The 23,497-nt window shown below is 72.1% G+C and carries 23 protein-coding genes and 1 pseudogene; 6 read left to right on the plus strand and 18 right to left on the minus strand.

Annotated elements, in window-relative coordinates:
* Window positions 1-83: 83 nt before the first annotated feature.
* From BKE41_RS19695 to BKE41_RS19730, 8 genes and pseudogenes are all read right to left on the minus strand, one after another.
* Complete coding sequence (locus tag BKE41_RS19695; RefSeq protein ID WP_071000723.1) at window positions 84-1,469, minus strand: dihydrolipoyl dehydrogenase; 1,386 nt, start codon at window positions 1,467-1,469, stop codon at window positions 84-86.
* A gap of 134 nt (window positions 1,470-1,603) precedes the next feature.
* The gene (truB, locus tag BKE41_RS19700; RefSeq protein WP_071000007.1) at window positions 1,604-2,620 is read right to left on the minus strand and encodes a tRNA pseudouridine(55) synthase TruB; all 1,017 of its coding nucleotides are present in this window, start codon (window positions 2,618-2,620) and stop codon (window positions 1,604-1,606) included.
* 66 nt (window positions 2,621-2,686) lie between these two features.
* Window positions 2,687-3,115, minus strand: coding sequence for a 30S ribosome-binding factor RbfA (rbfA, locus tag BKE41_RS19705; RefSeq protein WP_012320660.1), 429 nt, complete (start codon window positions 3,113-3,115; stop codon window positions 2,687-2,689).
* Window positions 3,116-3,218: 103 nt separating this feature from the next.
* A pseudogene (gene infB, locus BKE41_RS19710) lies at window positions 3,219-6,131 on the minus strand (translation initiation factor IF-2).
* 76 nt (window positions 6,132-6,207) lie between these two features.
* A complete protein-coding gene (locus BKE41_RS19715) occupies window positions 6,208-6,930 on the minus strand; it encodes an RNA-binding protein (RefSeq protein ID WP_071000008.1) in 723 nt (240 codons plus the stop codon).
* 22 nt (window positions 6,931-6,952) lie between these two features.
* Entirely contained in the window at window positions 6,953-8,590 is a 1,638-nt protein-coding gene (gene nusA, locus BKE41_RS19720) for a transcription termination factor NusA (protein WP_012320663.1), read from the minus strand.
* Between the two features lie 64 nt (window positions 8,591-8,654).
* Complete coding sequence (gene rimP, locus BKE41_RS19725; protein ID WP_012320664.1) at window positions 8,655-9,428, minus strand: ribosome maturation factor RimP; 774 nt, start codon at window positions 9,426-9,428, stop codon at window positions 8,655-8,657.
* A 367-nt stretch (window positions 9,429-9,795) separates the two neighbouring features.
* Window positions 9,796-10,806 (minus strand): aldo/keto reductase, encoded by a 1,011-nt coding sequence (locus BKE41_RS19730; protein ID WP_071000009.1) that lies wholly within the window; start codon window positions 10,804-10,806, stop codon window positions 9,796-9,798.
* 207 nt (window positions 10,807-11,013) lie between these two features.
* Here BKE41_RS19730 and BKE41_RS19735 point away from each other — a divergent pair, with 207 nt between their 5' ends.
* The 3 genes from BKE41_RS19735 (at window position 11,014) to BKE41_RS31240 (ending at window position 12,952) form a co-directional block, all read left to right on the plus strand.
* Window positions 11,014-11,967, plus strand: coding sequence for a protein-methionine-sulfoxide reductase heme-binding subunit MsrQ (locus BKE41_RS19735; protein WP_071000010.1), 954 nt, complete (start codon window positions 11,014-11,016; stop codon window positions 11,965-11,967).
* Window positions 11,968-12,035: 68 nt separating this feature from the next.
* A complete protein-coding gene (locus BKE41_RS19740) occupies window positions 12,036-12,434 on the plus strand; it encodes a hypothetical protein (protein ID WP_245295815.1) in 399 nt (132 codons plus the stop codon).
* Window positions 12,435-12,544: 110 nt separating this feature from the next.
* Window positions 12,545-12,952, plus strand: a complete 408-nt coding sequence (locus BKE41_RS31240; protein ID WP_159392762.1) for a hypothetical protein — start codon at window positions 12,545-12,547, stop codon at window positions 12,950-12,952.
* Between the two features lie 13 nt (window positions 12,953-12,965).
* Here BKE41_RS31240 and BKE41_RS31705 read toward each other — a convergent pair whose 3' ends face one another.
* Together BKE41_RS31705 and BKE41_RS19745 are read right to left on the minus strand one after the other, a co-directional pair.
* Window positions 12,966-13,142 carry a hypothetical protein gene (locus BKE41_RS31705; RefSeq protein WP_012320668.1) on the minus strand — a complete coding sequence of 59 codons (177 nt, stop codon included), beginning with the start codon at window positions 13,140-13,142 and terminating at the stop codon, window positions 12,966-12,968.
* Between the two features lie 149 nt (window positions 13,143-13,291).
* Complete coding sequence (locus tag BKE41_RS19745; protein WP_012320669.1) at window positions 13,292-13,699, minus strand: DUF4174 domain-containing protein; 408 nt, start codon at window positions 13,697-13,699, stop codon at window positions 13,292-13,294.
* A 123-nt stretch (window positions 13,700-13,822) separates the two neighbouring features.
* Here BKE41_RS19745 and BKE41_RS19750 point away from each other — a divergent pair, with 123 nt between their 5' ends.
* The gene (locus tag BKE41_RS19750) at window positions 13,823-14,842 is read left to right on the plus strand and encodes an NADP-dependent oxidoreductase (RefSeq protein WP_012320670.1); all 1,020 of its coding nucleotides are present in this window, start codon (window positions 13,823-13,825) and stop codon (window positions 14,840-14,842) included.
* A gap of 168 nt (window positions 14,843-15,010) precedes the next feature.
* Window positions 15,011-15,571: a single-stranded DNA-binding protein gene (gene ssb / locus BKE41_RS19755; protein WP_012320671.1), complete on the plus strand. Its 561-nt coding sequence runs from the start codon at window positions 15,011-15,013 to the stop codon at window positions 15,569-15,571.
* Window positions 15,572-15,785: 214 nt separating this feature from the next.
* Here the strand turns inward: ssb and BKE41_RS19760 are convergent, their stop codons facing one another.
* The 6 genes from BKE41_RS19760 to BKE41_RS19785 form a co-directional block, all read right to left on the minus strand.
* A complete protein-coding gene (locus tag BKE41_RS19760) occupies window positions 15,786-16,256 on the minus strand; it encodes a hypothetical protein (RefSeq protein WP_029361256.1) in 471 nt (156 codons plus the stop codon).
* Between the two features lie 201 nt (window positions 16,257-16,457).
* Window positions 16,458-16,760, minus strand: coding sequence for a hypothetical protein (locus tag BKE41_RS19765; protein ID WP_012320673.1), 303 nt, complete (start codon window positions 16,758-16,760; stop codon window positions 16,458-16,460).
* Window positions 16,761-16,898: 138 nt separating this feature from the next.
* Window positions 16,899-17,213, minus strand: coding sequence for a hypothetical protein (locus BKE41_RS19770; RefSeq protein ID WP_012320674.1), 315 nt, complete (start codon window positions 17,211-17,213; stop codon window positions 16,899-16,901).
* A gap of 137 nt (window positions 17,214-17,350) precedes the next feature.
* Complete coding sequence (locus tag BKE41_RS19775) at window positions 17,351-17,617, minus strand: hypothetical protein (protein ID WP_071000011.1); 267 nt, start codon at window positions 17,615-17,617, stop codon at window positions 17,351-17,353.
* A 105-nt stretch (window positions 17,618-17,722) separates the two neighbouring features.
* Window positions 17,723-18,505 carry an SDR family oxidoreductase gene (locus tag BKE41_RS19780; RefSeq protein WP_071000012.1) on the minus strand — a complete coding sequence of 261 codons (783 nt, stop codon included), beginning with the start codon at window positions 18,503-18,505 and terminating at the stop codon, window positions 17,723-17,725.
* Window positions 18,506-18,718: 213 nt separating this feature from the next.
* Window positions 18,719-18,949: a hypothetical protein gene (locus BKE41_RS19785; protein ID WP_245295816.1), complete on the minus strand. Its 231-nt coding sequence runs from the start codon at window positions 18,947-18,949 to the stop codon at window positions 18,719-18,721.
* A gap of 98 nt (window positions 18,950-19,047) precedes the next feature.
* On the opposite strand from BKE41_RS19785, the gene BKE41_RS19790 reads away from it, so the two are divergent.
* Entirely contained in the window at window positions 19,048-21,423 is a 2,376-nt protein-coding gene (locus BKE41_RS19790) for an FdhF/YdeP family oxidoreductase (RefSeq protein ID WP_071000013.1), read from the plus strand.
* 80 nt (window positions 21,424-21,503) lie between these two features.
* Here the strand turns inward: BKE41_RS19790 and BKE41_RS19795 are convergent, their stop codons facing one another.
* Both BKE41_RS19795 and xth read right to left on the minus strand, forming a co-directional pair.
* Window positions 21,504-22,382 (minus strand): SDR family oxidoreductase, encoded by an 879-nt coding sequence (locus BKE41_RS19795; protein WP_029361257.1) that lies wholly within the window; start codon window positions 22,380-22,382, stop codon window positions 21,504-21,506.
* A 268-nt stretch (window positions 22,383-22,650) separates the two neighbouring features.
* Window positions 22,651-23,460 carry an exodeoxyribonuclease III gene (gene xth / locus BKE41_RS19800; protein WP_029361258.1) on the minus strand — a complete coding sequence of 270 codons (810 nt, stop codon included), beginning with the start codon at window positions 23,458-23,460 and terminating at the stop codon, window positions 22,651-22,653.
* Between the last annotated feature and the right edge of the window lie 37 nt (window positions 23,461-23,497).

Below are 23,497 nucleotides of genomic sequence, written 5' to 3' on the forward strand. Positions count from 1 at the left end.
AGGAACGAAACCGGCGTATTCAGCGGGGTATGGCGACCGAAATGGCCGAGCGCAATGCTTGTGATATCGGCAAGATCAACGCCTCAGCTTCTCTGTATCATCTTAGACATAATACTAGTAAGCCCTTCTTCAACCGTAGGATGATATACCGGCCGGTCATGCACGGCCTGGGCCGTTTTCTCGTCGGCGACGGCGTAGGTGAGCAGGTGCGCAAGGTGTTCCACCGCCGGCCCGAGCATCTCGCCGCCGAGCAGTCGCCCGGACCGATCGGCCCAGATCCGCATGCCGCCGCGGTTCAACCCCTCCACGCGGGCGCGCCCCTGATCCGAGAAATCCAGGGCGCCGACAATCCGTCGATCGTCCTCCGGATCGTAGGGCGCGCCGATCACCGCCGCCTGGGGATGGGTGAAGACCATCGCGAGGCGCGTCCACGGCTCCGGGGTCGCGACCGGGCGGCCCGCCGCGAGGGCTGCCGCGTTGGCGCCCGCGATCCCACCCTGGCGGCTCGCCTCGTGCAGCACCGGCCTCCAGCCGTCGACGTCGCCCGCGATCAGGATCGGTGCCCCCGCGCAGACGAGGCTGCGCCGGTCGAAAGCCGGCATGCCTTCGGGCTCGAGGCATAGACCGGTCGCCTCGAGCCGGAGGGCCTCCAGATTGGGAGAACGGCCGGCGGCGGCCAGCACCCGCGCCGCCCGCGTGGTCCGCTCGCGGCCGGCGCGGTCGGTCCAGTGGAGACACACGCCGTCGCCTTCCGGAACGGCCTTCCGAAGCTCGGCGCCGAGGTGGAGATCCAGCTCCGCGCCGAAGATCGCGGCGGCCTGCCCGGCGAGGTCGGGCTCGGTCAGGCCGGCGACGGTGTCGCCCGCGTCGATCACCGTGACGGCGACGCCGAGCCGCGCCATCGCCTGCGCGATCTCGATTCCGACGGCTCCGGCACCGAGGACCGCCAGCGAAGCCGGGAGGTCGGGGATCTCGAAGAGGATGTCGGTGGTGAGGACGAGCGCGCCGAGGCCGCGCAGAGGCCCGGGGACGATCGGGCTCGATCCCGTGGCGATGACCGCCGCCCGGAAGCGGATCCGGGTCGCGTCGTCGACCAGGAGGGTACGGTCGTCCTCGAACCGGGCCGTGCCGTCGAGGCGCTCGCCGTCGGGGAGATCGTCGAGGCCGTCGAGGACACTGCCGACGAACCGGTCGCGCTCCGCGCGGAGGCGCCGCAGCACGGCGGGCCCGTCCACCGCGACCTCCGGAACCCGGATGCCGAACAGGTCCGCGGTGCGCGCCGCGTGGGCGGCAGCGCCCGCGGCGATCAGGAGCTTCGAGGGCATGCAGCCGACCCGCGCGCAGGTCGTCCCGCCGGGCCCGCGCTCGATCAGCACCGAACGCGCCCCAGCCGCCGTCGCGGCGCGATGGGCCGCGATGCCGGCGGTCCCGGCACCAATCACCGCCACGTCGTAGTCGAGTTCGCGCATCAGCATCCCGGACCGTCCGCCGGGGCCAAAGCGTCACGGCTCAGGTTCGTTCCGCCTGCGCGCTCACGTCTCAGCCCGACCTGCACCGGCCGGAGCCCCGCGCCGGCCCGCCCGGGCGGCGCGGAGCCGGGATGTCAGGCGCTGCGGCCGGGGGCCGTCCCGCCGAGGTGGAAGACCCGGTGCGGGATCAGCTCGCCGCGCTCCACTTCGCCCACGGCGACCAGGATGCCGGCGCAGGTCGCGAAGGCCTTGCCCTCGACGGGGGCGTCGCGGCCCCGCAGGATGACCGGCTGCCCCCGCATCAGGCGCAGGCCCAGATCGCGCGACACCGCGACCTCCGGGATGGAGTCGAGGGCCGTCTCCACGGGGCGCAGGTAGGCGAGGGCGGCCTCGGGGCTGCCGTCGGTCAGGGCCGAGACCGCGCAGGCCTCGGCCTCCGAGAAGGGCCCGACGCGGGTCCGGCGCAGGGCGGCTACGTGGCCGTAGCAGCCGAGCATCCGCCCGAGGTCGCGGGCCAGCGCCCGCACGTAGGTGCCCTTGCCGCACTCGGCCTCGATCACAGTGCGCTCGCCGTCGTGCTCGACCACCGCGAGCCGGTCGATCTGCACCGGCCGGGCGACCAGCTCCACGGTCTCGCCTTCGCGGGCGAGGTCGTAGGCACGCTCGCCCTGGATCTTGATGGCGGAGTAGCGCGGCGGGACCTGCTCGATCGCCCCCACGAAGGCCGGCAGCGCCGCCTCGACCGCCGCCCGGTCCGGGCGGGCATCGCTCGTCGCGACGGGGCGCCCCTCGGCATCGTCGGTGTCGGTCTCGATGCCCCACTGGACGGTGAACCGGTAGGCCTTGCGGCCGTCCATCACGAACGGGACGGTCTTGGTCGCCTCGCCGAGGGCGATCGGCAGGATGCCGGAGGCCAGCGGGTCGAGGGTGCCGGCATGGCCGGCCTTCTTGGCGTTGAAGGCGCGCTTCACCACCGCGACCGCGTGCGTCGAAGTCATGCCGACATGCTTGTCGAGGATCACCCAGCCCGAGACGTCCCGGCGCTTCGGCCGGTCGGGACGCGGCCCGCGCTGAGGACGGCGCCCCTCCGGCCCGCGGCGCTCAGCGCTCGGCAGGGGAGCCTGGCGCTCGGCCGGCGGCAAATCTTCCATGGAAACCGTCATGTCCGCGTGTCCCCCGGGGTCGATGCCCCGTCCCTTTCTGCTTGGTATCGGGACTCAATGCCCCGTCCCGGTCTCCGGTTCGTCGTCCTCGGGCGCGGAGTCGAGGTCGCGCTGGACCCGCTCGTCCCGCAGCAGCCTGTCGATGCGCGCCGCCTCGTCGAAGGTCTCGTCCCGCCGGAACCGCAGCTCCGGCGCGAATTTCAGGTTCACCCGTCGGGCCACCGCCTGGCGCAGCACCTTCCGGTGGCGCTCCAGAGCGGCGATCACAGGCGCCTCGTCGAGGCCGCCGAGCGGCATCACGTAGGCGGTAGCGAGCTTCAGGTCCGGCGACATCCGCACCTCCGGCACGGTCACGACATGCGTGCCGAGCACCGGATCCTGGATGTCGCCCCGCTGGAGCACCTCGGCGAGCGCGTGCCGCACGAGTTCGGCCACGCGCTGCTGGCGCTGCGAGGGGCCGGTGGAGGTCGGTTTCTGAGCCATTCTGTCTCGGGCCGGCCCGCCGGAGCGGTCGGCGCACGTCCTGAAAAAGAAAAGACGGCCGCGGCAGGTGCCGCGGCCGCCCTGTCCGGATGAGTCCGGAGCGTCAGAGGGTGCGGCGGATCTCCTCGACCCGGTAGCACTCGATCACGTCGCCCGCGCGCATGTTCTCGAAGTTCTCGAAGGCCATGCCGCACTCCTGGCCGGAGGTGACTTCCTTCGCGTCGTCCTTGAACCGCTTGAGCGTCTTGAGCTTGCCCTCGTGGATCACGACGCTGTCGCGGATCAGGCGGACATGGGCGCCCCGCTCCACGATGCCGTCGGTGACGCGGCAACCCGCGACCTTGCCGACCTTCGAGACCTCGAAGACCTCCTGGATCGTGGCCTCGCCCAGACGCTCCTCGCGCAGCGTCGGCGGCAGCATCCCCGACAGCGTGGCTTTGATGTCGTCCACGAGGTCGTAGATGATGTTGTAGTACCGGATCTCGATGCCGGCCCGCTCGGCGGCCTCGCGGGCCTCCTTGTGGGCGCGCACGTTGAAGCCGATGACGACCGCCTTCGAGGCCTGCGCCAGGGTGATGTCCGACTCGGTGATGCCGCCGACACCGGCCAGAAGGATGCGGGCCGCGACCTCGTCGTTGCCGAGCTTCTCCAGCGCGCCCGAGATCGCCTCGACCGAGCCCTGCACGTCGCCCTTGATGACGACCGGCAGCTCCTTGCGGCCGGCACCTTCCTTGAGGTCGCGCATCATGTCGACCAGCGAGCGGTTGGCACCGCCGGTCCGCGCGTTCTGGCGCTCGCGCTTCTGACGGGCGCGGTACTCGGTGACCTCGCGGGCGCGGGCCTCGCTCGGCACCACGATCACACGGTCGCCGGCGTCCGGCGTGCCGTTGAAGCCCAGCACCTCGACCGGAACCGAGGGGCCGGCGTACTGCACGTTCTCGCCCAGATCGTCGATCAGGGCGCGCACACGGCCCCACTCAGCGCCCGCCACGACGATGTCGCCGGTGAACAGGGTGCCGCGCTGGACCAGAACCGTAGCCACAGGGCCGCGGCCGCGGTCGAGCTGGGCCTCGATGACCGTGCCCTCGCCGTCGCGCTTCTCGTTCGCGCGCAGATTCATGATCTCGGCCTGGATCTGGATACCCTCCAGAAGCTGCGGCAGGCCGGCGCCGGTCTTGGCCGAGACCTCGAACTCGAGGGTCTCACCGCCCATCGACTCGACCTGGATGTCGTGCTGCAGCAGCTCCGTCCGGACCCGCTCCGGCTTGGCATCCGGCTTGTCGATCTTGTTGACCGCGATGATCATCGGGACACCCGCCGCCTTGGCGTGCTGGATGGCCTCAATGGTCTGGGGCATCACGCCGTCATCGGCCGCGACCACGATCACCACGATGTCGGTGACCTTGGCGCCGCGGGCGCGCATCGACGTGAACGCCGCGTGGCCGGGCGTGTCGATGAAGGTGATCATGTCGCCGGACGGCGACGCGACCTGATAGGCGCCGATGTGCTGGGTGATGCCGCCGGCCTCGCCCTCGACCACGTTCGCCTTGCGGATCGCGTCGAGCAGCGACGTCTTGCCGTGGTCGACGTGTCCCATGATGGTGACCACCGGCGGACGGGGATCGAGATCCTCCTCCAGATCCGGCTCGTCGGAAGACAGGCCCTCCTCGACGTCGGACTCGGCGACGCGGCGCACCGTGTGGCCGAGCTCCTCGGCGATGAGCTGGGCGGTGTCCGAGTCGATCACGTCGGTGATCTTGTGGATCTGGCCCTGCTTCATCAGCAGACGGATCACGTCCACGGCCCGCTCCGACATGCGGTTGGCGAGTTCCTGGATGGTGATCGTCTCGGGGATTGTCACCTCGCGGGACAGCTTCTCCTTCTGCTCCACGTGGCCGCGGCCGCTCATCCGCTGCTGGCGGCGGCGGAACGAGGCGACGGAGCGCGTGCGCTCTTCCTCGCCCGAGGTCGCGTTGGCGATGGTCAGGCGGCCGCGGTTCCGGTCGCCGCCCGGAGATTTCGGGGTCTTCGGCGGCGCGATGATCTTGAGCGGCATGCCGGGACGGCGGATCACCCGCTTGGTCTCGGACTCGTCCTCGTTGGTCTGGGCGCCGCGACCGGCGGGGCGCGCCGCGGCCGCCGCGCCGGCGGGACGCGCGGCGGTCGCCGGCGTCGCGCTCTTCTCGGGCTCGGGCGCCGGGGCCGGACCGTCGGACGGGCCATGAAGTTGAGGTCGCGTGGCTTGCGCGAATCGGCCGTGATGGTCTTGCGCGGCTCGCCCGGGGAGGCGCGGGCGTCAGCGGCGGGCGCGGCGCGGCCGGAGCCGCAGCGGGCGCCGCCGGACGCGCGGCGGCCGGACGGGCCGCCTCGGGTTGGCGGCCGGCGGCCGCAGGCGCGCGGGCGCCGCGGCGGGACGGGCGGCGGCCGGCTGGGCCGGCGCCTCGGCCGGGCGGGCCGGCGTCGCGACAGGTGCAGGCAGCGGCGGGTGCGGGCGCAGCGGCCTGCGCCTCGGCGGCCTTGGCGGCCTCAGCCGCCGCGGCGGCGGCGGCCGCAGCCGCGGCTTTGCGCTCCTCGTCCTCGCGACGGCGGGCCTCGCGGCTCGCGCTCGCGGCGGGCCTGCCCTCGGCCTCGCGGCGGCGCGCCTCGGCTTCCGCCCGGCCTTCCGACGCCTCGGCTCGCGGCGCTGGGCGTCGGCGAGGGCGGCGCGCGGGCGGCGCTCTCCTGCTCGCTCAGGGTGCGCAGGAACGACGCCCGAGGCGGCGCGCTGCGCCGGACGCGGCGGCTGCGCCGTCGGTGCGGGGGCCGCCGGGCGCGGTGCGGGCGCAGGCTCACGGGCGGGGGCGGCCGGTGCCGCACCGATGACGCGGCGCTTCACCGTCTCGACCACGACCTGCTTGGAGCGGCCATGGGAGAAGCTCTGACGCACGGTGCCCGCCTCGATCGGCCGCTTGAGGGAGAGCGGCTTCGGGGAAGTCCGATTCAGAGTCTTGTCGCCCGGGTTGTTCGTATCGCTCATTCAGCCTGAACCCTGAGGGTTTCCATCGTCCCGTGAACCGACACCCGGTGGCGCCGGTCAAAATAGTCCTGCGTCGTCAACGTGAGGCTTCGTCGACCCCGCCGATTCGGGCTGGATCGGGCTCCCCGGTCGCCGCGGCGGCGCCCTCGAAGGAGCGTAGCCGACGCCAACGCGACAGGCAGCCGGCGGCTCCGGCTCCTGCGACGAGCGCAGCGTGTATCACATGATCCCGACCTAAGGCCATGTCCAATTCGTCCTCGGACAGGTCATCGATGATCGGGATCCTTGACATGGCGTCACCGTGGCGCCTGTGCAAGGCCGACGCGATCTTCCGCCGGCCGTCCGGACTCGCCTCGGCGGCGTGAATCACCGCGATGGCGCCGGGCTGGCCGCCGATCGCCGCCTCGACCTTCGAGAAGCCCGCGACCACGCAGCCCGCCTTGTTGGCCATGGCGATGGCCTGCCGCAGGTCCTCCCGGAGTCCCGCGACGATCCGGTCCGGCAGGTCGGGTGCGGCCGGTGTCGGCCCCTTGAACGCCCGCGCGAACAGGTTCTTGCGCACCGCGGTGGCGACCGCCTCGCGGCGGGCGCTGACCCAGGCGCCGCGGCCCGGCAGCTTGGCACGCAGGTCGGGCACGACGCTGCCGTCCGGCCCGCGCACGAACCGGATCATCGCGTCCGGCGCCTGCGCGACGCGCGTGACGATGCAGGTCCGCTCGGGCAAGCGGCGGCCGGGGCCGGCATCGAGCCCCCCGGCCTCCAGCCCGTCCTCGGGCGGGGTCGTGTCGACCGCGACCATCGCGCCTCCGCCGGCTCTCGGCTCAGGCCTCGGCCTGCGCGGGGGCGGTCTCTTCGCCCTCGGCCGCCTCGGCACCCTCCTCGGCCCCTTCCTCGGTCTCCGGCTCCGGCAGAGCCTCGATCCAGCCGGCCTTCAGGCGGGCGGCCATGATCAGGGCCTCGGCCTCGGCGCGGGACAAGTCGAACCCGTCGAGGTAGCCGGCGTGGCGCACGGCGTCGGGACCGCGGCCCTCGGTGTAGCCGACGAGGTCGTCGGTGGCGCAGCCCGCCAAGTCCTCGACGGTCTTCACGTCGTTCTCGCCGAGCGCGACCATCATGGGCGTGGTGATGCCCTCGATCTCGCGCAGCTCGTCGGACACGCCGAGCTCGGTGCGGCGGGCGTCGTGCGCCTGCTCGATCCGGGCGAGGTGGTCCTGGGCGCGGGCCTGGATCTCGGTCCCAGTCTCCTCGTCGAGCCCCTGGATGCCGGAGAGCTCCTGGATGTCGACGTAGGCGATCTCCTCGACGTTGCGGAAGCCTTCCGCCGCGAGCAGCTGGCCGACCGTCTCGTCGACGTCGAGCGCCTCCATGAACACCTGGGTCCGCTCGGCGAACTCCTTCTGGCGGCGCTCCGATTCCTCGGCCTCAGTCAGGATGTCGATGTCCCAGCCGGTGAGCTGCGAGGCGAGGCGCACGTTCTGGCCCCGGCGGCCGATCGCCAGCGAGAGCTGGTCGTCCGGCACCACCACCTCGATGCGGTCGGCCTCCTCGTCGAGCACCACCTTCACCACCTCGGCGGGCTGGAGGGCGTTGACGATGAAGGTCGCCTCATCCTCCGACCACGGGATGATGTCGATCTTCTCGCCCTGGAGCTCGCCGACGACGGCCTGAACGCGCGAGCCGCGCATGCCCACGCAGGCGCCGACGGGGTCGATGCTGCCGTCGCGGGAGATCACCGCGATCTTGGCGCGCGAGCCCGGATCGCGGGCCACCGCCTTCACCTCGACGATGCCGTCGTAGATCTCCGGCACTTCCTGGCCGAACAGCTTGGCCATGAACTGCGGGTGCGAGCGCGACAGGAAGATCTGCGGCCCGCGCACTTCCGAGCGCACGTCGAACAGGTAGGAGCGGATGCGGTCGCCCGGCCGGAAGGTCTCGCGCGGGATCATCTCGTCCCGTCGGACGATGCCCTCGCCGCGGCCGAGATCGACGATGACGTTGCCGTACTCGACGCGCTTCACGATGCCGTTGAGGATCTCGCCGATGCGGTCCTTGTACTCGTCGAACTGGCGGGCGCGCTCGGCGTCGCGGACCTTCTGGACGATGACCTGCTTGGCCGACTGGGCGGCGACGCGGCCGAAATCGAAGGGCGGCAGGGTGTCGGAGATCACGTCGCCGACCAGCGCGCCCGGGTTGTAGCGGCGGGCCTGGTCGAGGGTGATCTCGCGGGCGTCGTTCTCCACCTGATCGACGACCAGGAGGTGGCGCGAGAGGCGGAGCGCCCCGGTCTTCGGGTCGATCTCGGCGTGAACGTCGGTCTCGGCGCCGTAGCGGGAGCGGGCGGCCTTGGCGATCGCCTCCTCCATCGCGTCGATCACGATGGAGCGGTCGATCACCTTCTCGCGGGCGACCGCGTCGGCGATCTGGAGGAGTTCGAGCCTGTTGGCGCTGACGACGGCCATCGGTGTCGGTCCTTCTCTTCCGTCAAATCTTCGGGCCGGCCGCCGGGCAGCCGACGCGGGGGTCTCAGTGCAGGGAATCGCGGTCCTTGAGCCGGGACGCCTTGGTCACGACCGGCTTCTTGGGGCCGGTTCGGGCCTGTTTCTGGGGCTTGGCCGCGGGGCTGGCCTTCCGGGGCCCCTTTGGCTGGAAGGGCGCCCGCGCAGGCGACGACGCGCTCTCCGCGGCGACCTCTTCGTCCTCGGCCTCTTCGGCCTCGTCGGCCTCGTCCGCGGCGGGCGGCCCGCCGCGGCGGAGCGATTCGCGGATCAGCTCGTCGGTGAGGACGAGATGGGCCTCGGCGAGGTCCTTCAGCGGCAGGTCGATGCGGCTCGGCAGCCCTTCCTTCACGTCGGGCAGGTCGATCGGGACGGTCGTCCCCGTCGGATCGGGCGCGCCCAGGATGCCGCGGAACCGCTTGCGCCCGTCCAGCGGCGGGCTCAGCTCGACCTTCGCCTCGTAGCCCGCCCAGCGGGCGAAGTCCGAGACCCGGACCAGCGGCCGGTCGATGCCGGGCGAGGACACTTCGAGGTTGTAGGCGCCGCCCACCGGATCGTCGACGTCGAGGATCGGCGAGATCGCGCGGCTCACCGCCTCGCAATCGTCGATCGTGAAGGTGCCGTCCGGCCGCTCCGCCATGATCTGCACGGTGCAGCCGTTGACGTTGGACATCCTCACCCGGACCAGCCGGAAGCCGAGGCCCGCGAGCGGCCCCTCGATCGCCTGCGCGACGCGCGCGGCGACCCCGGCCTCGCGGACGAGGCGCTTCTCGGACAGATCCGCTTCAATCTCGGACGACATGGATGTTCAGCGCGCAACCTTCGCGGCGTCCTGCCTGGCCGCCCGCGGCGTGGGGCCTCGTGCGGCGAGAGGGTGTGCGGCGAAAAAAAAGAGCGGACCCGGTGGGGCCCACTCCCGAACCGCAGCCTCTCGACTGCCATCAGAACTGTTGAGAGCTAGATAGCGGTCCCGCGCCCGGAGCGCAAGGCGGATCCGTCGCACGGCGCCACCCTGTCCTTCCCGATCCTGGCCGCATCCTGAGGTGCCGGAGCGCTGCGGAGGCCTCGAAGGAGGATTCCAGATACCGCTGAGAGCCCCGGAAGTCGCCTTCGAGGCTCGCTGCGCTCGCACCTCAGGATGAGGGGATTGGCTAGAGATCGGCCGCGCTTCAGCCGCTCCTCGGCACACGCCCCTCGAGCGGATAGGCCGGATCGTTGTAGCCCGGCGTGGTCGGGTGGCCGGCGGCGACGAATCCGTCGACGAGGGCCTCGTCCTCCGGCGTGAAGGCGTAGTCGAGGGCGCCGAGATATTCCTGCCACTGCGCCTCCGTCCGCGGCCCGGCGATGACACCGGTGACGAGGCGGTTGTTCAGCACCCAGGCGGTGGCGAACTGGCCGGCCGTGATGCCGCGGGCCTCGGCGTGCTCCTTCAGGGTCCGGGCGATGCGCAGGGATTCCGGGCGCCACTCGGTCTGCATCATCCGGGCGTCCTGGCGGCCGGCGCGGGACTCGGCCGGCGGCGGCGTGTCGGGATCGTACTTGCCGGTGAGCACGCCGCGGGCGAGCGGCGAGTAGGGCACGACGCCGAGCCCGAAATGCGCGCAGGCCGGCAGGTGCTCGGTCTCGGGCATCCGGTTGAAGGCGTTGTAGTAGGGCTGGCTCACCACCGGCCGGTCGATCCCGGCCTCGTCGCAGAGCCGGCAGATCTCGGCGACCCGCCAGGACCGGTGATTCGAGACGCCGAAATGGCGGATCTTGCCCGCCCGCACGAGGTCGGCGATCGCCCGGACCGTCTCGGCGAGCGGCGTGTCGTGGTCCTCCTTGTGGAGGTAGTAGACGTCGATGACATCCGTGCCGAGGCGGCGCAGGCTGTCCTCGGCGGCCCTCATCACGTGGACCCGCGAGAGGCCGCGGTCGTTGACGCCGGGCCCGGTCGGGTTGGCGACCTTGGTGGCCAGGACCCAGGCGTCGCGCTCGGCCTTGATCGCCCGGCCGGTGATCTCCTCCGACCGGCCCTCCGTGTAGACGTTGGCCGTGTCGATGAAGTTGATCCCGGCCTCCCGGGCGCTGGCGACGACGCGGCCGGCCGTGGCCTCGTCGGTGGGGCCGCCGAACATCATCGTGCCGAGGCAGATCGGCGAGACCTTGAGGCCGGAGCGGCCGAGCGTGCGGTACTGCATGGGATCCTTCCAACCTCCGTCGTCCCGCTATCTCGCCGCGGGAACGGCGCGGTCAACCACAACACAGGTCAACGCCGCCCTGTAACCTGCGCCCGCCCGCGGCGAACCGACCCGTGACGGCACCGATGGCCCGGGCAGCCGTTCCCGCCGGTGGCCCGTTCCGCCGGCGCGGCGCCGTCGTCCACCGCGAAGCTTCCGTTCGGACCCATGATCGATCGCTTGGCCGCTCACCTCGGCATCCCGCTCCCCTGGCTCGACCGGGCCGGCCGTCTCTCCTGGCTGAAGCTCGCGGTGTTCGCGGGCTGCGTCGCGCCCGCGCTCTACCTCGCGGCCGCCTACCGGCTCGACGCCCTCGGGGCGAAGCCGATCACCGCCCTGATCCACGCCACCGGCGAGTGGGCCGTGCGCTTCCTGCTCTTCTCGCTGGCGATCTCGCCGCTGCGGCGCCTCGCGGACTGGCCGAAGGTCATCGTCGTGCGGCGCATGCTCGGCGTCACCGTCATGGCCTACGCGGTGGCCCACCTCACCCTCTACGCCGTCGACCAGAATCTGATCCTCACCAAGGTGATCTCGGAGATCGCGCTCCGGCTCTATCTGACGATCGGCTTCGTAGCCCTGGTCGGCTTGATCGCCTTGGGGTTGACCTCCACGGACGCGGCGATCCGCAATCTCGGCCCGAACTGGAACCGCCTGCACCGCCTCACCTACACGATCGCCGTGGCGGCCCTGGTCCACTACTTCCTGCAGTCAAAGATCGATGTCACCGACCCGGTCTTCTCGGCCGGCCTGTTCCTGCTGCTGATGGGCTGGCGTGTGATGCGGCGCTTCCGGTGGCCGGAGCGGCCCTGGTCGCTCCTCCTCCTGGCGATCGTCGCCGGGCTCGCGACCGCCGGGCTGGAAGCCGCCTGGTACGGCCTCGCCAGCGGTGTTCCGGCCAACCTCGTCCTCGCCGCCAACCTGGACTTCTCCGGCCCGATCCGGCCGGCCTGGTGGGTGCTGGCCGTCGGCCTGTCGTTCCCGCTCGTGGCGCTCGCGCGCGGCCCGCAGGCCCGCACCGCCGGCCCGGCATCGCGCGGGCAACCGGGCCCCACGCCCCGCCGGGACGCTGTCCGGAGTGCCGTGCGGGAGCCTGTCCGGGAGCCCTTGTCGCCGCCGGCGTGATGCCGCAGAACCCGCTCCCGGTCCTCCGCCGCCGGCGGCCCCGGGCCCAGCGGAGCTTTCGAGACGCCATGCGCGGCACGCCTCTCCTGATCGCGGGCTTGCTCGCGCCGAGCCTCGCCTTCGCGACGCCCCCCGCAACCCCGCCCGCGAAGCCGGCCGCCAAGGCCGCGCCCGCCGCGCCGCCCTTGGCCGCCGCGCCGGCCGCCGCGGCCTGCACGCCGCCCGAGCCGCCGCCGGCCTCCGCGCGCCCGGCCAAGCCGGCGCTGCCGCCGAAGCCCGCCTGCCTCGACGCCAAGGAGGGCTGCCCGGGCTGGGAGGCCTACAGCTACAACGACGCGATCAAGGCCTATAACCTGCAGGCGCAGGCCTTCCGGCCGATCGCCGAGGCCTACCTGCAGAAGCTCAACGCCTACGTGAAGGCGAGCGCGGACTACGCCCAGTGCGAAGTGAACGCGATGCAGAAGTAGCCGGCTGAACGTCAGCCGACACGGCGACTCGGGGGCGGTTCAGGCGCCCGGTCGCACCCTCCGGCGATGATGGCCGCGATCCCCGCGCGCCCGCCCACGCCGAGGCCACCGTGCCCGCTCGTCGACTCCTCGTCCGAACCGGTTTCTGCGCCCTGCTCCTCGCCGCCGGCCCGGCCCTGGCCGCCGATTTCGACGGCCCGTACCCGCCGCCGCACGGCTACGGCGGCCCCGCTCAGGAGGACGAGCCGGAGCGCCGGCCACCGCCGCCCCCGCCTCCTCCGGGCCCGAGGCCCGAGCCCGAAGTTCGAGGGCCCCGCTTCACCGCTGTGCCCCCCGAAGCGTCCCCGGAAGCGTACCCGGAAGCGTGCCGGGAATTCGTGCGGCGGCGCTTCGGTCCGGACGGGGAGCCGGTGCTGCGGCGGGTGCGGGTCTGCGACGAGCCGGTCGTCGACCGCGGGCCGCCGCCTCCGCCCCCGGAGGACATCCCACCCCGCCGCTGGGGCGGGCCGCGCTGGTAGCGCGGGGCCCGGCTCAGATCCGGGCCGGCGCCTTCCTGAGTGCGGCCGCGAAGGCCTTGAGCTGGCGGTTCAGATCCGCCAGCTCGTTCAGCGCGATGGTCTTGTGGCCGTCGCGGACCGCGCGCTCGATATCCTCGACCTGCAGGTCGACGAGGCGGCGGATGGCGGTGGCGACTTGTTGTCGGGTCATCGATTCGAGCGTCTCGTCCGAGCGTCCTGGCGGGCCTCAACGGACGGCCGGTACACGGCCGTCGACACGTTTCGGTGATAGGCCGGTAGGCTTAACCGATGGTGTCCGCGGCCCCGCCGTGCACAGGGGATCGGGCCCCGGCCGAGGCCCTAGCGGCGCTCGCGCATCTCGGTCCGGCGCATCGGCATCGCGTCGATCGTGGCGAACAGCCTCTGCGGCGCGATCGGCGCCGCTGCGGTGATCTTGGCGCCCCCGTCCTTGCCGATCAGGACCGCGCGGAAGCTGTCCGCGGGGAGGCCGAGGCGCTCGCGCAGGGTTCGCGCCTCCGCCCCGGAACCGACCGCTTCCAGCACCACGAGGTCGCGCTCGGCGACACCGGCGCGGACCGAGGCCAGCGCCGCCCGCTGCGCCCGGAGCTGAGCGTCCCCGGCCTCGGGCGCCGACAGGACCAGGACCCGCGCCCGGTCGCGATAGCCGTCGAGGGGCCCGGCCGGGGCAGCCGCCGCCGCCATGGCTGTCGTGGCTGCCAGTCCGAGTCCCAGTGCCGTCTCCCGCATGCCGACGCTCCGCGCTCCCGAGTCGGGACAACGCGCGACTCGTCCGCGCGATCACGGCGGCGCCTTTGCCTCCCGGGCCCGGCGCCCCAGATCGGAGCGGGAGCCAGTTTCCGGGAGTCCGCCATGACCACCGCCATGAACCGCCGCATCGTCCTGGCCTCGCGCCCGCACGGCGAGCCGCGGCCCGAGAATTTCCGCCTGGAAGAGGTGCCGGTGCCGCAGCCCGGACCCGGCCAGGTCCTGCTGCGCACCCGCTGGCTGTCCCTGGACCCCTACATGCGCGGCCGGATGAGCGACGCGAAATCCTACGCGGCGCCGGTCGAGATCGGCGCGCCGATCACCGCCGAAACCGTCGGTGAGGTGGTCGCCTCCAACCACCCGGATCACGCCGTGGGCGACCTGCTGACGGCCTTCGCGGGCTGGCAGGAGTACTGCGTCACCGACGCCAAGGGGTCGCGCAAGGTCGACCCCGCCGCCGCTCCGCCCTCGACGGCGCTCGGCGTGCTCGGGATGCCGGGCATGACCGCCTATACCGGCCTCCTCAACATCGGCCGGCCGAAGTTCGGCGAGACCGTCGTGGTGGCGGCCGCCGCCGGCCCCGTCGGCTCCCTGGTCGGCCAGATCGCCAAGATCCACGGCGCCCGCGCCGTCGGGATCGCGGGCGGTCCCGAGAAGTGCCGCTACCTCACGGAGGAGCTCGGCTTCGACGCGGCCATCGACCACCGCGGATCCGACCTGCCGGGCACGCTCGCCGCAGCCTGCCCGAAGGGCATCGACGTGTACTTCGAGAATGTCGGCGGCGCGGTCTTCGCGGCCGTTCTGCCGCTGCTGAATCCGTTCGCGCGGATCCCGGTCTGCGGCCTCGTCTCCGCCTACAACGCCACCGAGGTGCCCCCCGGCCCGGACCGCCTGCCCGGCCTGATGCGCTCGGTCCTGACCAACCGGCTGCACATCCAGGGCTTCATCGTCTGGGACTTCGCCGAGCAGGCGGAGACGTTCCGCAAGGAGGTCGCCGGGTGGATCCAGGACGGGCGCGTCCGCTACCGCGAGGACGTGGTCGAGGGGCTGGAGAACGCTCCGGAGGCGTTCATCGGCCTGTTGAAAGGCCGGAATTTCGGCAAGCTCGTGGTCCGGGTGTCCTGACAGAGCCTTGCCGCCCGAATGGAACAGAGATAGAACAAGAAGATCCGTCGGCGCTGCGGAAAGCGGGCACAAGCCTGACCCGCCGGTTGCCGCTCCGGAAGCCCGGGCGCATGGTTCGCGCGCCGCCGGGCTGGTGCCCTGTGAGATCCGTACGACTAGGAGAGAGCGATGGCGGGCAGCGTCAACAAGGTGATTCTGGTGGGCAACCTCGGGCGCGATCCCGAGATGCGCCGCCTCGGTTCGGGCGACCCGGTCTGCAACCTGCGGCTCGCAACGTCGGAGTCCTGGAAGGACAAGGCGACCGGCGAGCGCAAGGAGAAGACCGAGTGGCACTCGGTCGTGATCTACAACGACAACCTCGCCCGGGTGGCCGAGCAGTACCTGCGCAAGGGATCGAAGGTCTACATCGAGGGTCAGCTCCAGACCCGGAAGTGGACCGACAATTCCGGCGTCGAGAAGTACACGACCGAGGTGGTGCTCCAGCGCTTCCGCGGCGAGATGACGATCCTCGACGGGCGCGGCGGCGGCGGCGACTTCGCCGGCGAGGACGAGGGTGGCGGCCAGATCAGCCGCGGCGGCGACTTCGGCGGTGGCCGGGGCGGTGATCGCGGCGGCGATTTCGGCGGCGGCCGCGCCCAGGGCGGCGAGCGGCGTCCGGCCCCGGCCTCCTCGGGCGGCGGCGGCGGCAGCCGCGGCGGCTACGACCTCGACGACGACATCCCGTTCTAGGATCGTGTCCGGTCCAGGGGCAGCGCCCTCCCTCACCTGGGCGGGCCGCCCGCTCGGGTGAGTCGAACCTCCGGGCCGGAACGGCCCGGCCGTATCGATGCATCGTCCCGGGGCCGCGCGGCGGAGCCCGGGATCCGGATCCGCCGACGCGCTCGGATCGCGCGCCGGCGCAGGTTCCGGGTCGCCCGCCTCCGGTGCCCCGGAACGCCGCCGCTCAGCCCTTGAGCTGCCGGTTGCAGGCCGAATAGTAGCCGCCGCCCTTCTCGATCCACTTCATGCCGCCCAGCGTGCCGGCGGCCTTCGCGGCGTTGTAGCTGTCGAGGCAAGTGTGCATCCGGGCCTTGCCGGCCGATTCCCTGGCGTATCTCGGATCAACGGCGCGGGGGAACGTGGCCGACGCCGCGGCGGCGGACGTCGTCCCGGCGCGCGGAGCCGCCGGCGGGGCGGCCGGCGCGGTCGTCGCCGCGGTGGGCGAGACCGGATTCGGCGCGGTCGTCGGGGCGTTGTCGGCCGCCGCACCGCACTCGGCCTTGCGGAAGTCGTTCCACTTCTGGCCGTTCAGCGTGCCCGCCTGCTTGGCGGCCTGGTACTTGACCGAGCAATCCTTCGCGGAGAGCGCCGCGGCCGGCGAGGCGCCGGCCACCACGCCGGCGATCATCAGGGATGCAAATACATAGCGACTCATGACGAAGAATCTCCGGGACACTATGTTGCGTCCCGAAAGAGATTAATACGGCTCTATGCCGTCGTGAATATGGCTTTGTCCGTTCCGGGGGGACAAGTCGGTGGCCGAGCACTGGTCCAGCACCGGCCGGCCGCGGATCCGGAGGCGCGCGGCGGGCCGAGCTCGAGACGCGGCGACCGGTTCGAGGGTCGCCGGTGCGGATCACCAGCCGCCGTAGGACCGGCGCGGACCGTCGTAGCCACCGTAGCCGCGGTCGTAGCCGCCGTAGCCGGGCCGGCCACCGTAGGGTCCGCGCGGGCCGCCCCAGCCCCAGCCGCGATCGTTGGGCCGGCAATGGCCCCAGGGATTGGGGTGGAAGCCCGGACCGCAGCCGCCGGCCACGCGCTCGATCACCGCGCCGGCCTCGGGCGGGCCGTAGCCGAACGGCGCCGCGTTCGCCGCCGTGGCGGTCGCGAGGCCCGCCGCGGCCATCGCGACGAGGCCGAGCATCTTGGAGCGCATCATGACACGATCTCCTGAACATGCGTCCCGGACGCACCGGGCCGATGACAGGAGGATGCGCCGGCGGCTGTGAACCGGGACAGGCCCGGGCATTCATCAACCCGACGGCTTCGACCGGACGGGTCGGAACGCGGAGGTCGATCAGGCGGCCTGGAGCTGGATCGGCGCCGGTGCGGGCGCCCGCGAGCGCGCGAACAGATCGGCGCCGACCGTTTCGCCCGCGGCCCGGACGAGCGTGGCCTCGTCGCAGGACCGCGCGACCTTCAGGCCGAGCGCCTCGAGCCGCGCGTGGTCGGCGCAGTAGGCGGCGATCCGGGCGCGGCCGTAGGCCGGCATCGGCGCGAGCAGCCGGTCGCGCTCGGCATCGTCGGCGCGGAACAGGGCCGAGATCAGCTCGATCGGAACCGGGTAGCGCGCGAGGGCGCTGGGGTGGGGTCGGTTGCCGTCGCGCGCCATGGATGCCTCTCCGCTTCGCTGTGCGGTGGAAGGTTCAGCAACCATAGTTAACGATCAGTTGTGATCGCGACCTGGGCGCTCCGGTGCCGCTCCGACCGGCCTTCCTGAGAGCCCGGCGAGCCGATCGGCCCGTCGCCTCAGCGGCGGGGCGGGCTCACCCAGGCGCCGCCGGCGGCGCGGTCCGACTCGGGCGTGGCGAGCGCAGGCTGCGCGTCCGCCCAGAGGACGACCGTGCCCGCGGCCGGCGCGATCGAGCCCATCGTCTCCGGGTCGGTCCACGTGGGGGCGCCCGCGGCGACCAGCGCGGGTGCCGCCGACGGATCCGGCAGGTTCCGCTCGTAGCCGGCGACGACCGCCGCGAGGGCGATCGCCACGAGGAGGAACGCTAGACCGTCGACGATCATGGAGCCGAGTCTCGGCATGGTGCTCGCGCCTGTTGACCAAGCATCCGGGCTACGGCGGCAGGGTTAACGAACCCTGTCCGAACTTGGCGGATCGGGCCGGTGCCCTCACGTGTTGCGCGCGCCGCGCAGCGTCTTCAGGCCGATGCCGGTCGACTCGAAACCGCCGTCGACGGCGAGCTGCTGACCGGTGATGTAGGAGGCGCGCTCCGAGCAGAGGAACACGATCGCCTCCGCGAGTTCCGTCTCCAGCCCGTAGCGACCGAGCGGGACGGCGTCGTGGTAATCCGCCCGGATCTCGGGGCTGTGCACCGCCTTGGCCATCGCGGTGTCCACGGGGCCCGGGGCGACGGCGTTCACGCGGATCCCGTACTGCGCCAGCTCGGCGGCCTGCTGCTTGGTGAGCTGCGCGAGGCCCGCCTTGCTGGTGCCGTAGGCGGTCCGAAGCGTCGAGGCGCGCAGGCCCGAGATCGACGTGATGTTCACGACGGCCCCGCCGCGCTCGGACAGGAGCGGGACCGCCGCCTGCGTGCACAGGAACGGGCCGGACAGGTTGACCGCCAGCACCCGCGACCAGTCGGCGAAGGTGGTCTCCGTCAGCGGCTTGAAGATCGCGATGCCAGCATTGTTGACCAGGGCGTCGAGGCGGCCGAACCGGTCGGCGACCTGCCGGATCGCCGCCGCCACCGCCTCCGGGTCGGAGACATCGGCCGTCACCGCGAGCGTGGCTTCGGGGCGGCCGAGCCGCTCGGTCGCCGCCGTCACGCCCGGGCCGTCGATGTCGAGCAGGGCGACGTTCCAGCCGTCGGCGAGGAAGCGGGTCGCGGTGGCGAGGCCGATGCCGCGGGCAGCCCCCGTCACCAGCGCGGTCCGGGCCTGGGCGTCGCTCATGGTCGTCTCCGTCGGGATCGGCGGCGCCCGGATGGCGCGGGGCGGCGTTCGGGTCCGCAGCGGCGCCGTCGCCGCGTGCCGGACCCGGAGGCCTTCGGGGCCGTCCCGCCGTTGAGAACCGATCCGCGGTTAAGGTCTGATTGATCGCGCGCGCGCCGTCGAGGGTCTCCCCGAACATCCGCCCGGCGATGACCGGCATCCCGGCTCCTCCGCTCACATCCGCTCGAATCGGCCCTTCGCCGCGCCCCGACGGGTGAGCAGGCGGACCAGACCGAGACCGATCAGGCCGGTCGCGCCCGCCAGGATCAGCGCGGGCCGGACGCCCGTGCGCGCCGCCGCGCGGTCCAGCGCCACCTCCAAGCTTCCCGCGATATTGACGGCGAGCGGCACGACCTGCGTGTCGAGGAACAGCTTCGGACTCGACGGACCCGAAGGCTTTCTCAAGAGATAGTCCCGACCGACCGCCACACTAACCTCCGTTAGGATCAAGATAATCTCGCGAACAAAGGGTGACGCCCGCGGTTTCAACGGGGAACGTCGCGATGTGCCCGCTGTTTCCCGGCGGCACGGTTCGGAGATCGCCCCCCTTGGACAAGCCCGAATTCAAGCCCTACCGCCTGCCCGCCGGCGGGTGGGGCTCCGCCCTGTCGGTCGGCACCATCCTGCGGCGCGAGGGCGTGCTGGCGAGTGGGCCGATCGCGCTCAGCCGGCACAACAAGGTCGACGGCTACCAGTGCAACAGCTGCGCCTGGGTGAAGCCCGCGAGCCCGCTGCCCTTCGAGTACTGCGAGAACGGCGTGAAGGCCGTGGCCTGGGAACTCACCGCCCACCGCTGCACGCCGGACTTCTTCGCCACCCATACGGTCACGGAGCTGCTGGACTGGGACGATTACCATCTGGAGCAGACCGGTCGCCTCACCCATCCGCTGCGCTACGACCCGGCCACCGACAAGTACGTGCCGGTCTCCTGGGGCCACGCCGTCGAGGAGATCGCCCGCGAGCTCAGGGCCGTCCCGGACCGGCAGAAGGGCACCGTGTTCTACAGCTCGGGCCGCCTGTCGAACGAGGCGAGCTACCTCTACCAGCTCTTCGCCCGGCTCTACGGCAACAACAACCTGCCGGACTCGTCCAACATGTGCCACGAGACGACCTCGGTGGCGCTGCCGGTGAGCATCGGCCAGGCCGTGGGCTCCGTGTCGCTCGACGACTTCGCCCATTCCGACTGCATCATGTTCTTCGGCCAGAATCCCGGCAGCAACGCGCCGCGGATGCTGCACCCGCTGCAGGAGGCGAGCCGGCGCGGCGTCCCGATCATCACCTACAACCCGCTGCGCGAGCGCGGCCTGGAGCGGTTCCTGAACCCGCAATCGCCTACCGAGATGCTCACCGGCAAGGCGACGCGGATCAGCTCGCAGTACCATCAGGTGAAGGCGGGGGGCGATCTCGCCGCCATCGCGGGCATCTGCAAGGCGGTCCTCGCCCTGCACGACGCGGCCCGGGCCCGGGGCGGCGACGCCGTTCTCGACGAGGCCTTCATCCACGACAACACCCACGGCTTCGACGCCTTCGCCACCTGGCTGCGCGCTCAGGACTGGGACGAGCTGGAGCGCCGCTCCGGCCTGCACCGGGCCGACATGGAATCGACCGCCCACGTCTACAGCCACGCGAAGGCGACCATCGGCGTCTACGGCATGGGGCTCACCCAGCACCGGGCCGGGGTCGAGACCGTCCAGATGCTGGTGAACCTGCTGCTGATGCGCGGCAATATCGGCCGCTCCGGCGCCGGGATCTGCCCGATCCGGGGCCATTCCAACGTGCAGGGCCAGCGCACGATGGGGATCACCGAGAAGCCCGAGCTGTTCGACCTCGACCGGCTGGGCCAGCAATTCGCCTTCGCGCCGCCCCGCGAGCCGGGCTACAACACCGTCGAGGCCTGCGAAGCGATCCTGCGGGACGAGGTCAGCGCCTTCGTCATGCTCGGCGGCAACTTCGCCCGCGCCATCCCCGACCACGGCCAGATGGAGCCGGCGTGGCGCCGGATCCCCCTGACCGTCAACGTCATCACCAAGCTCAACCGGACCGCGCTGCTGCCGGGCGCGATCAGCTACGTCCTCCCGGTCACCGGCCGCCTGGAGATCGTCGAGACCTCCAAGGGCCAGCAGGTGCTCTCGATGGAGGACACCTCGGCCTGCGTGCACGGCAATCGCGGCCTGCGCCGTCCGGCCTCGCCGCACCTGATCAGCGAGATCCGCCTGATCTGCGAGCTGGCGCAGCGCGTCCTCGATCCGAACCCGCGGGTGCGCTGGGCGGCGTACAGCGAGGATTTCGCCGAGATCCGCCGCGAGATCGGCGAGACGCTGCCGGACTCGTTCTGGGACTACGAGCGGCGCATGTGGGAGCCCGGCGGCTTCCAGCGCGACCTGCCGGCGAACCGGCGCGAGTGGCGCACGGAATCGGGACGGGCCAACTTCGTCACCCCGACCGGGCTCGACGAGGACGCCGACATGCCCGATGTCGGCCACGACACCCTGCGGCTGATGACGCTGCGCAGCAACGACCAGTTCAACACCACGGTCTACGGCTATTACGACCGCTTCCGGGGCATCAAGAACACCCGGAAGGTGGTGCTGATGAACCGCTCGGACATCGACCGGCGGGGCCTCAAGATCGGCCAGCCCGTCACGCTCCGGACGGTCGCCGATGACGGCGTCGACCGCAAGCTCTCGGGCCTGCTGGTCGTGGCCTACGACATCCCGATCGGCTGCATCGGCGGCTACTACCCCGAGTGCAATGTCCTGATGCCGATCTGGCACTACGCGATCGGCAGCAAGACGCCGGCCGCCAAGACGATCCCCGTCACGGTGCACCCCGACAGCGACGCGGTCCTCGCGCCGGAGCTGGAATACGCCACCGGCTGAGGCGGACGGACGGCGTCCTCGTGGCTTCGAGCGGCGTCCCTCCCTCCGCGGCGGCGCTCGCCCGGATCGCCGCGCCCGCGTCAGAGCATCGGCATGCCGCCGGTGACCGGCACCAGCGCCCCGGACATGTAGCTGCCCTCGCGGGAGGCGAGCAGCACGTAGGCCGGGGCCAGTTCCGCGGGCTGGCCGGCACGGCCGAGCGGCGTCTGCGCGCCGAGCTGCTCGATCTGATCCGGGCTCTTCACGATCGGCTGGATCGGCGTCCAGACCGGCCCGGGGGCGACGCAGTTCACCCGGATCCCCTTCGGCGCCAGCAGGTTCGACAGGCCGATGGTCAGGCTCGCGATCGCGCCCTTGGTGGCGGCGTAGATCAGCATGCTGGGATCGGCCACCTTGGCCTGCACGCTGGTGCTGTTCACGATCGCCCCGCCCGGCTTCATGTGCGGCACCGCCGCCTGGGCGAGGTAGTACATGGCGAAGACGTTGGCGCGGAACGAGCCCTCGATGTCGGGCGCCGCCAGATCGTCGAGGCCCTCGTTCACCACCTGCGCGGCGGCGTTGTTCACGAGGATGTCGAGTCGCCCGAAGGCCTCGACGGTGCGCGCCACGAGATCCCGGCACTGGGCCGCGTCGCGGATGTCGCCGGGGAGCAGCAGGCAGCGGCGGCCGGCCTTCTCCACCCAGGCCCTCGTGTCCTCGGCATCCTCCTGCTCGACCTCGAGGTAGGAGATCGCCACGTCGGCGCCCTCGCGGGCGTAGGCGATCGCCACCGCCCGGCCGATCCCGGAGTCGCCGCCGGTGATCAGCGCCACCTGGCCGGTGAGCAGGCCCTTGCCGACGTAGCTCTCCTCGCCGTGGTCGGGGCGCGGCGACATCTTCGTAGTGAGGCCGGGGCGGGGCTGCTGCTGGTCGCCGGGGAAGGGCGGCCGGGGGCCGGCCTCGCGCGGGTCCTGGGTCATCGTGTGCGGCTCCTCGGCGGGGGATCCGCAGAATCTAGGGCCTTCGCGGCGGCCACCGCCTGCGCCCGGGGGTCACAGGCGGTCGCCCTGATCGGGCGGTCTCAGAAGGCCCGATTGCGGGTGGCGTGCGGGCCGCCGTAGCGGCGGCGCAGGTAGGACACGACCTTGGGGAGGAGGAAAGCGATCAGGATCTTGCGCATCGGGGCTCGCTCGCGTCACGGGTTCGTGAGCGGGCAATGCTCGGACCGCGCCGCAGTTCCGCGCCCGGTCACAGCTCCAGGGTCAGGGTCACCGGGGCGTGGTCCGAGGGGCGCTCCCAGGCCCTCGCCTCGCGCAGGACCTCGACCTTCCGGACGGTCCCGGCGAGGTCCGGCGACACCCAGGCATGGTCCAGCCGCCGACCTTTGTTGGCGGCCGACCAGTCGGGGGAGCGGTAGCTCCACCACGTGTAGATCTTCTCCGGCTCCGGGGTGAGGTGGCGCGCCGCGTCGATCCAGCCCGCCTCACCGCGCAGGACCTCCAGCGCCTCGGTCTCCACCGGCGTGTGGCTCACCACGTCGAGGAGCTGCTTGTGCGACCAGACATCGTGCTCCAGGGGCGCGACGTTGAGGTCGCCCACGAGGATCGCCGGCCCGGAGACGCGCTTCCCACCCCAGGCGCGCAGTTCGGACAGGAAGTCGAGCTTGTGGGCGAATTTCGGATTGAGGTCGCGGTCCGGCACGTCGCCGCCGGCCGGGACGTAGAAGTCGTGCAGCACGATGCCCGAGGCCGCCCCGGCCTCCGGCCCCAGCACCGCCGAGATGTGGCGGGCGTCCTGGCGCTCGCAGAAGCCCATCACCGAGCGGGTGTGCAGGGGGAAGCGCGAGAGGATCGCGACGCCGTTGTAGCCCTTCTGGCCGGCGAACATCACGTGCTCGTAGCCCGAGCCGCGCAGGGCCTTCAGCGGGAAGGCGTCGTCCGGGCACTTGGTCTCCTGCAGACAGAGCACGTCCGGTTTGTGCTCCGCGAGGAAGCGCAGAACCAGATCGATGCGCAGGCGCACCGAGTTGATGTTCCAGGTGGTGACGGTGAGTTGCACGAGCGGCGCTGGGGTTCTGACGGCGTTGCGCTCCGAT

The sequence above is a fragment of the Methylobacterium sp. C1 genome (assembly GCF_001854385.1).
In the GTDB taxonomy this organism is placed as follows: Bacteria; Pseudomonadota; Alphaproteobacteria; order Rhizobiales; family Beijerinckiaceae; genus Methylobacterium; species Methylobacterium radiotolerans.

Coding starts and splice junctions, on each gene's coding strand:
- BKE41_RS19765 (WP_012320673.1), bottom strand. CDS start 16,760: ATGATGCGCTCCAAGATGCTCGGCCTCGTCGCGATGGCCGCGGCGGGC.
- BKE41_RS19740 (WP_245295815.1), top strand. CDS start 12,036: ATGCGCGGCACGCCTCTCCTGATCGCGGGCTTGCTCGCGCCGAGCCTC.
- BKE41_RS19770 (WP_012320674.1), bottom strand. CDS start 17,213: ATGGCGCGCGACGGCAACCGACCCCACCCCAGCGCCCTCGCGCGCTAC.
- BKE41_RS19780 (WP_071000012.1), bottom strand. CDS start 18,505: ATGAGCGACGCCCAGGCCCGGACCGCGCTGGTGACGGGGGCTGCCCGC.
- BKE41_RS19795 (WP_029361257.1), bottom strand. CDS start 22,382: ATGACCCAGGACCCGCGCGAGGCCGGCCCCCGGCCGCCCTTCCCCGGC.
- BKE41_RS19695 (WP_071000723.1), bottom strand. CDS start 1,469: ATGCGCGAACTCGACTACGACGTGGCGGTGATTGGTGCCGGGACCGCC.
- BKE41_RS19760 (WP_029361256.1), bottom strand. CDS start 16,256: ATGAGTCGCTATGTATTTGCATCCCTGATGATCGCCGGCGTGGTGGCC.
- rbfA (WP_012320660.1), bottom strand. CDS start 3,115: ATGGCTCAGAAACCGACCTCCACCGGCCCCTCGCAGCGCCAGCAGCGC.
- ssb (WP_012320671.1), top strand. CDS start 15,011: ATGGCGGGCAGCGTCAACAAGGTGATTCTGGTGGGCAACCTCGGGCGC.
- nusA (WP_012320663.1), bottom strand. CDS start 8,590: ATGGCCGTCGTCAGCGCCAACAGGCTCGAACTCCTCCAGATCGCCGAC.
- BKE41_RS19750 (WP_012320670.1), top strand. CDS start 13,823: ATGACCACCGCCATGAACCGCCGCATCGTCCTGGCCTCGCGCCCGCAC.
- rimP (WP_012320664.1), bottom strand. CDS start 9,428: ATGTCGTCCGAGATTGAAGCGGATCTGTCCGAGAAGCGCCTCGTCCGC.
- BKE41_RS19775 (WP_071000011.1), bottom strand. CDS start 17,617: ATGATCGTCGACGGTCTAGCGTTCCTCCTCGTGGCGATCGCCCTCGCG.
- truB (WP_071000007.1), bottom strand. CDS start 2,620: ATGGAAGATTTGCCGCCGGCCGAGCGCCAGGCTCCCCTGCCGAGCGCT.
- BKE41_RS19745 (WP_012320669.1), bottom strand. CDS start 13,699: ATGCGGGAGACGGCACTGGGACTCGGACTGGCAGCCACGACAGCCATG.
- BKE41_RS19790 (WP_071000013.1), top strand. CDS start 19,048: ATGTGCCCGCTGTTTCCCGGCGGCACGGTTCGGAGATCGCCCCCCTTG.
- BKE41_RS19735 (WP_071000010.1), top strand. CDS start 11,014: ATGATCGATCGCTTGGCCGCTCACCTCGGCATCCCGCTCCCCTGGCTC.
- BKE41_RS31705 (WP_012320668.1), bottom strand. CDS start 13,142: ATGACCCGACAACAAGTCGCCACCGCCATCCGCCGCCTCGTCGACCTG.
- BKE41_RS19730 (WP_071000009.1), bottom strand. CDS start 10,806: ATGCAGTACCGCACGCTCGGCCGCTCCGGCCTCAAGGTCTCGCCGATC.
- BKE41_RS19715 (WP_071000008.1), bottom strand. CDS start 6,930: ATGGTCGCGGTCGACACGACCCCGCCCGAGGACGGGCTGGAGGCCGGG.